The 9,528-nt window shown below is 66.9% G+C and carries 8 protein-coding genes; 5 read left to right on the top strand and 3 right to left on the bottom strand.

The genetic code is table 11. The features are described from left to right. Positions 1 to 226: 226 nt before the first annotated feature. Together Q7J58_RS13065 and Q7J58_RS13060 are read right to left on the bottom strand one after the other, a co-directional pair. On the bottom strand, positions 227 to 1,063 hold the full coding sequence (locus tag Q7J58_RS13065) for an ATP-binding cassette domain-containing protein (RefSeq protein WP_304828626.1): 837 nt from the start codon (positions 1,061 to 1,063) through the stop codon (positions 227 to 229). Positions 1,064 to 1,088: 25 nt separating this feature from the next. Beyond that, entirely contained in the window at positions 1,089 to 1,964 is an 876-nt protein-coding gene (locus Q7J58_RS13060; protein WP_304828623.1) for a putative selenate ABC transporter substrate-binding protein, read from the bottom strand. Positions 1,965 to 2,165: 201 nt separating this feature from the next. Between Q7J58_RS13060 and egtD the strand changes: the two genes are divergently transcribed. After that, positions 2,166 to 3,167, top strand: a complete 1,002-nt coding sequence (egtD, locus tag Q7J58_RS13055) for an L-histidine N(alpha)-methyltransferase (protein ID WP_304828621.1) — start codon at positions 2,166 to 2,168, stop codon at positions 3,165 to 3,167. 53 nt (positions 3,168 to 3,220) lie between these two features. Here the strand turns inward: egtD and Q7J58_RS13050 are convergent, their stop codons facing one another. Next, positions 3,221 to 4,126 (bottom strand): LysR family transcriptional regulator, encoded by a 906-nt coding sequence (locus Q7J58_RS13050; RefSeq protein WP_304828618.1) that lies wholly within the window; start codon positions 4,124 to 4,126, stop codon positions 3,221 to 3,223. Positions 4,127 to 4,274: 148 nt separating this feature from the next. Here Q7J58_RS13050 and gcl point away from each other — a divergent pair, with 148 nt between their 5' ends. The 4 genes from gcl to Q7J58_RS13030 all read left to right on the top strand — a co-directional run bounded on the left by gcl (position 4,275) and on the right by Q7J58_RS13030 (position 9,351). Then, on the top strand, positions 4,275 to 6,065 hold the full coding sequence (gene gcl, locus Q7J58_RS13045; RefSeq protein WP_304828615.1) for a glyoxylate carboligase: 1,791 nt from the start codon (positions 4,275 to 4,277) through the stop codon (positions 6,063 to 6,065). 16 nt (positions 6,066 to 6,081) lie between these two features. Beyond that, positions 6,082 to 6,879, top strand: a complete 798-nt coding sequence (gene hyi / locus Q7J58_RS13040; protein WP_304828612.1) for a hydroxypyruvate isomerase — start codon at positions 6,082 to 6,084, stop codon at positions 6,877 to 6,879. Between the two features lie 23 nt (positions 6,880 to 6,902). After that, positions 6,903 to 7,811 (top strand): 2-hydroxy-3-oxopropionate reductase, encoded by a 909-nt coding sequence (gene glxR, locus Q7J58_RS13035; protein ID WP_304828609.1) that lies wholly within the window; start codon positions 6,903 to 6,905, stop codon positions 7,809 to 7,811. 217 nt (positions 7,812 to 8,028) lie between these two features. Continuing rightward, positions 8,029 to 9,351, top strand: coding sequence for a glycerate kinase (locus tag Q7J58_RS13030; RefSeq protein ID WP_304828606.1), 1,323 nt, complete (start codon positions 8,029 to 8,031; stop codon positions 9,349 to 9,351). Positions 9,352 to 9,528: the final 177 nt, after the last annotated feature.

The raw sequence follows: 9,528 nt of genomic DNA, 5'->3' as shown, positions 1-9,528 counted from the left end.
CCCCCATCCCAACCTTCCCCCAGAGGGGGAAGGGGCCAGAGTTTCCCCATGCCATCCGTCCCCAGCGGGGGACGGGGCCGGACATCGCTGCGGCGCTGCCCTGCGTGTGTGGCTTTTCTTGCTCCCTCCCCCGCTGGGGGAGGGTTGGGGTGGGGGCGCTCCCGCTTTGGCCAAGCGCAGCCCAGCCTTTCGCTTTGTCGCCAGCCATCAGCAGGTTGTGGTGTGCTCATCGGCAATGCATCACCACCGGTTGCGGGCCGGGGGCGGGTGTGTCCAGCGGTGCCACCGGCACGTCGCCGCGCAGCTCGTGCTCAAACTGGTCGTACAGCCGGGCCAGCCGTTCGCGGGTGACTTCGGCCGCTGGCAGGTCAAAGGCCAGCGCGCCGTCGCGCAGGCCAATGATGCGCGGGAAATGCGCCAGCGCCACGTCCACCTGGTGCAGCGTGGCCACCAGGGTGGTGCCGCGTTCGCGGGCACCCGCCAGCAAGGTGGCCATGGCTTGTTGCGAGCGGGTCGGGTCCAGGGCGGACAAAGGTTCGTCGATCAGCCAAAGCCGGGCCGGGGCCAGCAGCGCACGCGCCAGGCCCACGCGCTGGCGTTCGCCGCCCGACAGGCGGTCCACCCGCTCAAAGAGCTTGTCGGCCAGGTCAAACCGGTCCAGCGCGTCAAACGCGGCGGGAATGTCGGCCGGGTAAAACAGCGAGCGCAAGCTGGCCAGCAAACCCATGGCCGGCAAGCGCCCGGCCAGCACGGCGGTGACCACGCGCTGGCGCGGCGGCAGCGGCGGCACCTGGGGTGCCAGAAACAGCCCACCGCGCAGACGCTGCAAAGCGCTGCGCGGCAGTTGCCAGGGGTTGGTGCCGCCCAGCGTCAGCGTGCCCGCGGTGGGCGGCATGGCGCAGGCCAGCACCTGCAGCAAGGTGGTCTTGCCGGCACCAGAGGGGCCGATGATGGCCACCTGTTCGCCCGCCGCGAGTTGCAGGCTCAGCCCTTTCAGCGCGGGCGCTGCACCCGCCCGCGCGGCCGGGTGGCGCGCACTGACGCCCAGCAGTTCGGTCTTCAAAACGGGGCTTCGCTTTCAGATCACATCAGAGCAGCCCGGCGCTGCGGGCAGCGGCTTCCAGGCCCTTGTAGTTCTCGGGCGTGGTGGCGATGTAGCGCGTGGCGCGGTTGAGGCGCAGAATTTCGGCGTGCTCGGGGTTGGCCGGGTCCAGCGCCAGCAGGGCGGCCTTCACCTTGGCCTGCATCGCAGCCGGCATGTCGGCGTGCACCGACCAGTTGTAGTTGAAGTAACCCGGCGTGGTGAAGAACACGTTCACGGCCTGGGTGTCCACCTTGTTTTCGTTCACAAACTTCTTCCACACCGTGATGTCCAGCGCGGCCGCGTCCACCTTGCCGCTCACCACCGAGGCGATGGTCGCGTCGTGCGCGCCGCTGTAGGCGATGCGGCGGAAATCTTTTTCGGGGTTGATGTTGGCCTGCAGCAAGAAGCTGCGCGGCATGAGGTGGCCCGAGGTGCTGCTTTGTGAGCCAAAGCTGATCTGCTTGCCCTTCATGTCGGCCAGGCTTTTGATGCCCGAATCGGTCTTGGCAATGAACACCGACTGGAATTTCGTGTCTTCTTCGCGCTGCGCCAGCGGCACCACCTTGCCGCCCGAGCGCAGGTTGGCCTGCACAAAGGTGAAGCCGCCGAACCACACCAGGTCCACCTTTTTGTTCACCAGCGTTTCCACGGCGGCCGGGTAGTCGCTCACCGGGGTGAATTCCACTTTCACGCCCAGCGCTTTTTCCAGGTAGTTGGCCAGCGGGGTGAATTTGCGCACCTGCTCGGTGGCGGCTTCTTCGGGGATGGTGGTGACGCGAAACACGTTTTGCGCCTGGGCCAGGCCGGTGAAGGCGGTGCTGGCGGCGAGCACGGCGCAGGTCAAGAGTGCGCGTTTGGTGCGGGAGAAGGTGGCTTGCATGGGTATCCGATAAAAAGGGATGGGGAACCCGTATTAAACCGCGCCCAGATACCGTTTCGGTTTTGCGGGGGCTTGGCACGTGCGCCCGCCTGTTTCTGTGGGAACGGCCCGCAAGCTGCCCGGCCCGCTGGTTTATAAAGCGCTGATTGCGCCGCACCTGCATGCGCCACGTCTGGTCACTTCTAACGCAAGCACCGCCCCATGCACCACCCCACCGCCGCTCCCCATTTCGTTCAGCTGCACCAGACCGACCACGCCGCCGTGCGCGCCGAACTGGCCGCCGGTTTGCAGGCGCAGCCGGCGCATGTGGCGCCCAAGTTTTTTTACGACGCGCTGGGCTCGCGCCTGTTCGACGCCATCACCGAGCTGGCCGAGTACTACCCCACCCGCACCGAAGCGGCCATCTTCCGCGCGCACGCCACGGCCATGGCGCAGCAGGTGCCACCGGGGGCGGTGCTGGTGGACCTGGGTGCGGGCAGCTGCGCCAAAGCGGCCGGGCTGTTTCCGGTGCTGCGCCCGGCGGCTTATGTGGCGGTGGACATTTCGGTGGACTACCTGCGCGACGCCATGGGCCCGCTGCAGCAGCGCCACCCCAGCCTGCCCATGCTGGGCCTGGGGCTGGACTTTTCTGCCCAGCTGGCCCTGCCGGCTGCGGCCACCGACTGGCTGGCCAGGCAGGGTGCTGCCGGCGCGCCGCGCTGCGTGTTTTATCCCGGCTCCAGCATTGGCAACTTCAACCCCACCGAGGCGCTGGCCTTGTTGCGCCAGGCGCGTGCCGCGTGTGCGGGCGGTGGGCCCGGCGGTGGTCTGCTCATTGGCGTGGACCGCGTGAAACCCAAGGCCGTTGTGGAACCCGCTTACGACGACCCGCTGGGCGTGACCGCCGCCTTCAACCGCAACCTGCTGCTGCACACCAACGCCTTGCTGGGCACCGACTTTGCGCCCGCCCGCTGGCGCCATGTGGCGTTTTTCAACGAGGCCGATTCGCGCATTGAGATGCACCTGCGGTCCGAAGGCGCGCAAGCCGTGCGCTGGCCCGGAGGCGAGCGCCGCTTTGCCGACGGCGAGCAGGTGCACACCGAAAATTCCTACAAATGGCAGCCCGCCGACTTTGATGCGCTGCTGCGCGAAGCGGGCTTTGGGGTGTCCACGCACTGGACCGATGCGCGCGGCTGGTTCAGCGTGTTCTGGGCGCCGGTCTGAGCGACTGTGAGCGACCGCCTGGCTGAATGGTTCGGTGGACGCTCGAAGAACCCTCACCCCAACCAATAGCCCGGTTGTGCATACACCTGCTTCAGGTGCTGAATAAAAAACCGCACCTTGGCCGGCAGGTGCCGTTGCTGCGGGTAGACGGCCAAAATGTCGTAGGCGGGCAGGGCGTAGGCGTCGAGCACCGTCACCAGTTCACCGCGCTGCAGCTGCGCCTGAATCTCCCAGGTGCTGCGCCAGCCCAGGCCCAGGCCGTCGCTCACCCAGCGGTGCAGCAGCTCGCCGTCGTTGCAGTCCAGGTTGCCTTCCACGCGCACGCTCACGGGCTTGCCGTCTTGCTGAAAATACCAGCCGCGCTGCTGCCCGCCTTGCAGGTTGAAGGCCAGGCAGTTGTGGTGTTGCAGGTCGTCCAGCGTCTGGGGTTGGCCGTGTTGCCGAAAGTAAGCCGGCGTGCCACACACCACGCGCTGGTTGGTGGCGAGCTTGATGGCCACAAAGTTCGGGTCCACCACACCGCCAATGCGCAGGCCCAGGTCGTAGCCGTCGCGCACCAGGTCCACCACGCGGTCGGTCAGGTTGAACGACAGCTTCACCGCCGGGTGGGCTTGTAAGAACGCGGCGGCGTGCGGCGCCACATGCAGGCGGCCAAACGCGGCCGGGGCCGACACCACCAGGTGGCCGCTGGCGCTGTGCCGCTGGGCCGACACCGTGGCCTCGGCCGCGGCCCATTGCGCCAGCAGCACCCGGCATTCGTCCAGAAAACTGGCGCCCTGTTCGGTCAGCACCAGGCGGCGGGTGGAGCGGTGGATCAGCCGCGTGCCCAGGCGCTTTTCCAGCGCCTCGATGCGCCGGCCCATCATCACCGGGGTGATGCCCGCGTGCAGCGCGGCGGCGGCCAGGCTGCCGTGTTCCATCACCTGCACAAAGGCTTCAATTTCCTTGAATCGGTCCATGGGCGCATGGTAAGCCAAGCCGCGCCATTGCATACCCCAAGTACCGAATCGGCGTACCCGGGGTGGCATTCTCAAACCCGCGGGGCTTGCCTAGCATCGGTACCCAGAGACAGCCCCTTGCCACCGCAACCCAACCAGGAACCCACCCATGCCCAAGATGAAAGCCGCCATGGCCGCCGTGCTCGTGATGGAAAAAGAAGGCATCACCCAGGCCTTTGGCGTGCCCGGCGCCGCCATCAACCCGCTCTATGCCCAGTTGCGCGAACGCCAGACCATTGCCCATGTGCTGGCGCGGCATGTGGAAGGTGCTTCGCACATGGCCGAGGGCTACACCCGGGCGCGGGCCGGCAACATCGGTGTGTGCATCGGTACCAGCGGCCCGGCCGGCACCGACATGATCACCGGCCTGTATTCGGCCTGCGCCGATTCGATACCGATTCTCTGCATCACCGGACAGGCGCCGCGCGCCCGGCTGTACAAAGAAGACTTTCAGGCGGTGGACATTGAGGCCATCAGCAAGCCGGTCACCAAGTGGAGCGTGACCGTGCGCGAGCCCGCGCTGGTACCGCGCGTGTTCCAGCAAGCGTTCCACCTCATGCGCTCGGGCCGCCCCGGCCCGGTGCTGATCGACCTGCCGATCGACGTGCAAATGGCCGAGATCGAGTTCGACATTGACACCTACGAACCGCTGCCGGTGTACAAGCCCGCCGCCACGCGCAAGCAGATTGAAAAGGCGCTGGACATGCTGGCCGCGTCCAGCAAACCGCTGATCGTGGCCGGTGGCGGCATCATCAACGCCGATGCGTCCGACCTGCTGGTGGAGCTGGCCGAACTCACCGGCGTGCCGGTCATTCCCACGCTCATGGCCTGGGGCGCGATCCCCGACGACCACCCGCTCATGGCCGGCATGTGTGGCCTGCAAACCAGCCACCGCTACGGCAACGCCACGATGCTGGCGAGCGACTTCGTGTTGGGCATTGGCAACCGCTGGGCCAACCGCCACACCGGCTCGGTCGAGGTCTACACCCAGGGCCGCAGCTTCGTGCACGTGGACATCGAACCCACCCAGATCGGCCGCGTGTTCAACCCGGATTTGGGTATCGTGTCCGACGCGAAGATCGCGCTGGAGTTGTTCGTGCAGGTGGCCCGCGAGCGCCAGGCGGCGGGGCGGTTGAAGGACTACCGCACCTGGGCCGAACGTTGCGCCGAGCGCAAGAAGCTCATGCAGCGCAAGACGCATTTCGACAACGTGCCGATCAAACCGCAGCGCGTGTACGAAGAAATGAACGCCGCCTTTGGCCGCGACACGGTGTACGTGTCCACCATCGGTCTGAGCCAGATCGCGGGCGCGCAGTTTCTGCATGTGTACGGCCCACGCCAGTGGATCAACTGCGGCCAGGCTGGCCCGCTGGGCTGGACCATTCCCGCCGCCCTGGGCGTGGCCGCGGCCGACCCCACCAAAACCGTGGTCGGCCTCTCGGGCGACTACGACTTTCAGTTCCTGGTGGAAGAACTGGCGGTGGGCGCGCAGTTTCGCATTCCGTATGTGCAGGTGCTGGTGAACAACAGCTACCTGGGCCTGATCCGCCAGAGCCAACGCGGGTTTGAGATGGACTACTGCGTGCAACTCGCGTTTGACAACCAGAACGTGGACGACCCCGCGCTCAAGGGCTACGGCGTGGACCACCAGGCCGTGGTGGAGGGACTGGGCTGCAAGGCGCTGCGCGTGACCGATCCATCAAAAATCCAGGCCGCCTTGCGCGAGGCGCAGACCATGGCGCGCCAGTACAGTGTGCCGGTGGTGGTGGAGGTGATTTTGGAGAAAGTGACCAACATCGCCATGGGCACCGAGATCAACGCCATCAACGAATTTGAAGACATTGAATGCCTGCACCCCGAGGGCCACGAAGGCCTGATCGCCGCCGGATTGTTGGAATGACACCCAGGAGTACACCATGCCGAAATTTGCCGCCAACCTTTCCATGCTCTGGAACGAGCTGCCCTTCCTTGACCGTTTCGAAGCCGCCGCGAAGGCCGGTTTCAAGGCCGTGGAATTCCTGTTCCCCTACGACTTTCCTGCCGAGACCATCGCCCAGTTGCTGAAACAACACCGGCTGGAACTGGTGTTGCACAACCTGCCGCCCGGCGACTGGGCTGCGGGCGAACGCGGGCTGGCCTGTATCCCGGGGCGTGAAGACGCGTTCCGCGCCGGGGTGGCGCAAGCCGCCGCCTACGCGCCCATCATCGGCGTGCAGCGCTGGCACTGCATGGCCGGGCTGGTGACTGCCGGTGTGAGCGAAGCGCAGGCCCGCGCCACCTGGGTGGGCAATGTGCGCTTTGCTGCCGCCGAGGCGAAGAAGCTCGGCCTGCCGCTGCTGATTGAGCCGATCAACACCTTCGACATGCCGGGCTATTTCGTCAACCGCCCGCGCCAGGCGATTGCGCTGATGGACGAGGTGGGCGCTGACAACGTGTTTTTGCAGTACGACATCTACCATGCGCAGCGCATGGAAGGCGAGCTGTGCAACACCATCCGCGACCTGCTGCCGCGCATTGCGCACATGCAGCTGGCCGACACACCCGGCCGCCACGAACCCGGCACCGGCGAGATCCACCACCAGAACCTGTTCAAGCACATCGATGCGCTGGGCTACACCGGCTGGATCGGCTGCGAATACAAGCCGAAAGACGCCACACCTGGCGGCACCGACCGGGGCCTGGCGTGGATCGCCGCGCATGGCCAGACGCTGTAAACACACCACAACGGAGACAAGACATGACCAAAAGCGGACTCAAAGTGGGCTTCATCGGCCTGGGCATCATGGGCACACCCATGGCGCTGAACCTCCTCAACGCAGGGCACCAGCTCTATGTGAGCAGCCGCAGCAAAGTGCCCGCCGTGTTGGCCGAACACGGTGCCACCCTCTGCACCAACGCGACCGAAGTGGCCAAACGGGCCGACATCGTCATCACCATGGTGCCCGACACGCCGCATGTGCAAGACGTGCTGTTTGGCGACACGGGTGTGGCCATGGGCTTGTCTGCAGGCAAAGTGGTGGTGGACATGAGCTCCATCAGCCCCATGGCGACCAAGCAGTTCGCGCAAAAAATCAACGCGCTGGGCTGCGACTATCTGGACGCGCCGGTCAGCGGCGGCGAGGTGGGCGCCAAAGCGGGCAGCCTCACCATCATGGTCGGCGGGCCAGAGGCGGCGTTCGAGCGCGTGAAGCCGCTGTTTGAAGCCATGGGCAAAAACATCACCCGGGTGGGCGGCAACGGCGACGGCCAGACCACCAAGGTGGCCAACCAGATCATCGTGGCGCTCAACATCGAAGCCGTGGCCGAAGCCCTGCTGTTTGCCAGCAAGGCCGGCGCCGACCCGGCCAAGGTGCGCCAGGCGCTCATGGGCGGTTTTGCCGCCAGCCGCATTCTGGAAGTGCACGGCGAGCGCATGGTTCAGCGCACCTTCAACCCGGGCTTTCGCATCGAACTGCACCAGAAAGACCTGAACCTGGCCCTGCAAGGGGCGAAGGAACTGGGCGTGAGCCTGCCCAACACCGCCAGCGCGGCGCAACTGATGCAAAGCTGCGCCGCCCACGGCATGGCCGGTCTGGACCATTCGGCCTTGTGCCGTTCCCTGGAATTGATGGCGAATCACCAGATCGCCCCCACCCCCGCAGCCTGAAGTGTCTTCACTCCCTCCCTCTCTGGGGGAGGGCAGGGGTGGGGGCGGCGTGCGCCAAAACTGCAACCCGATGCACAACATCTGCCCGCGCAGAGCCCCCATCCCAACCTTCCCCCAGAGGGGGAAGGGGCCAGATGCCAGACATGGCAAGGGCCAGATGCGCAGCCGAGTTGGCGCCCGTCATCCCACAGCCCAACCCCTTCGCTAGACTGCCACCATGCCCAACACCCCCGCGCCCCACCTCACCAACCCCCGCGCCCTGTTGCGCCACCTGTTTGACGCGGCGGTGCAGCGCGCCCTGCCGCTGCACAACACCGCCGCTTTTCTGCCTCAGCCTCCCAAAGGCCGCACCTTGGTGCTGGGCGCCGGCAAAGCCGGTGGCGCCATGGCGCAGGCGGTGGAGGCGCTGTGGCCAGCCGACGCGCCGCTCTCGGGCCTGGTCGTCACCCGCTACCACCACACCCCGCCGCGCCCCGACGGCCTGCCCCAGCGCATCGAGGTGGTGGAAGCCGCCCACCCCGTGCCCGACGCCGCTGGCCTGGCCGCCGCGCAGCGCATCTTGCAACTCACCGAAGGGCTGACGCCCGACGACCTGGTGCTGTGCCTCATCTCGGGCGGCGGCTCGTCGTTGCTCACGCTGCCCTGCGACGGCCTCACGCTGGAAGACAAACAGCGCATCAACCGCCAGCTGCTGGACAGCGGCGCCCCCATTGGCGACATGAACACCGTGCGCAAACACCTCTCGGCCATCAAAGGCGGGCGCCTGGCTGCCGCCTGCGCACCCGCCCGCGTGGTCACGCTCACCATCAGCGACGTGCCTGGCGACGACGTGAGCACCATCGCCAGCGGCCCCACCGTGGCCGACGCGTCCACCTGCGCCGACGCGCTCGACATCTTGCGCCGCCACGGCATCGACCTGCCGCCCGCCGTGCGCGCCCAGCTGGAAAGCGGTGCCCTGGAAACCCCCAAACCCGGCGACCCGCGACTGGCGCGCTGCGAAACGCATTTGATCGCCACGCCCCAGCAAAGCCTGGACGCCGCCGCCGAGGCTGCGCGCGCCCTGGGCCTGCGCGCCTACGTGCTCAGCGACGAGATCGAAGGCGAATCGCGCGAAGTGGGCAAGGTGCACGCCGCGCTGGCCCGCTCCACCGCCCTGGGCCGCAGCAGCTTCGCCAAGCCCTGCGTCATTTTGAGCGGCGGCGAGACCACGGTGACGGTGCGCCCGCGCACCGAAGGCCAAGCCAGAGGCCGGGGCGGACGGGCCGGCGAATTCTGCCTGGGCCTGGCCCAAGCCCTGGCCGGTCAGCCCGGTGTGTGGGCGCTCGCCGCCGACACCGACGGCATCGACGGCGTGGAAGACAACGCCGGCGCCATCGTCACCCCCTACACCCTGGCCCGCGCTGGCGCGCTGGGCCTGAACATCAGCGACCACCTGGCCCGCAACGACGCGTATGGCTACTTCGAGCCCCTGGGCGACCTGGTGGTCACCGGCCCCACACACACCAATGTGAACGACTTTCGGGCGGTGTTGGTGGCGTGAGTGTTGGCGCTGCGGCGGTGGCTGCCCTGCAGCACGTGCGCAGCGGTGAATGCGGGGCTTATTCACCGCATGAAATGCAGGGAATAAGCCGATGGCCCGCCCCGCCCCTGGTGGCTTAAGGCTGCGCACCTACTGGTGCTGGTACATGAAAATCCATCAAATTTTTGTCCAAAAAGT

Source organism: Hydrogenophaga sp., assembly GCF_030656115.1.
GTDB lineage: Bacteria > Pseudomonadota > Gammaproteobacteria > Burkholderiales > Burkholderiaceae_C > Hydrogenophaga.
This window is presented reverse-complemented; position numbering and strand designations above follow the sequence as displayed.

Bases quoted from the DNA above. Each gene is read 5' to 3' on its own strand.
- Q7J58_RS13060 (WP_304828623.1), bottom strand. From the start codon at position 1,964: ATGCAAGCCACCTTCTCCCGCACCAAACGCGCACTCTTGACCTGCGCC.
- egtD (WP_304828621.1), top strand. From the start codon at position 2,166: ATGCACCACCCCACCGCCGCTCCCCATTTCGTTCAGCTGCACCAGACC.
- Q7J58_RS13050 (WP_304828618.1), bottom strand. From the start codon at position 4,126: ATGGACCGATTCAAGGAAATTGAAGCCTTTGTGCAGGTGATGGAACAC.
- gcl (WP_304828615.1), top strand. From the start codon at position 4,275: ATGCCCAAGATGAAAGCCGCCATGGCCGCCGTGCTCGTGATGGAAAAA.
- hyi (WP_304828612.1), top strand. From the start codon at position 6,082: ATGCCGAAATTTGCCGCCAACCTTTCCATGCTCTGGAACGAGCTGCCC.
- glxR (WP_304828609.1), top strand. From the start codon at position 6,903: ATGACCAAAAGCGGACTCAAAGTGGGCTTCATCGGCCTGGGCATCATG.
- Q7J58_RS13030 (WP_304828606.1), top strand. From the start codon at position 8,029: ATGCCCAACACCCCCGCGCCCCACCTCACCAACCCCCGCGCCCTGTTG.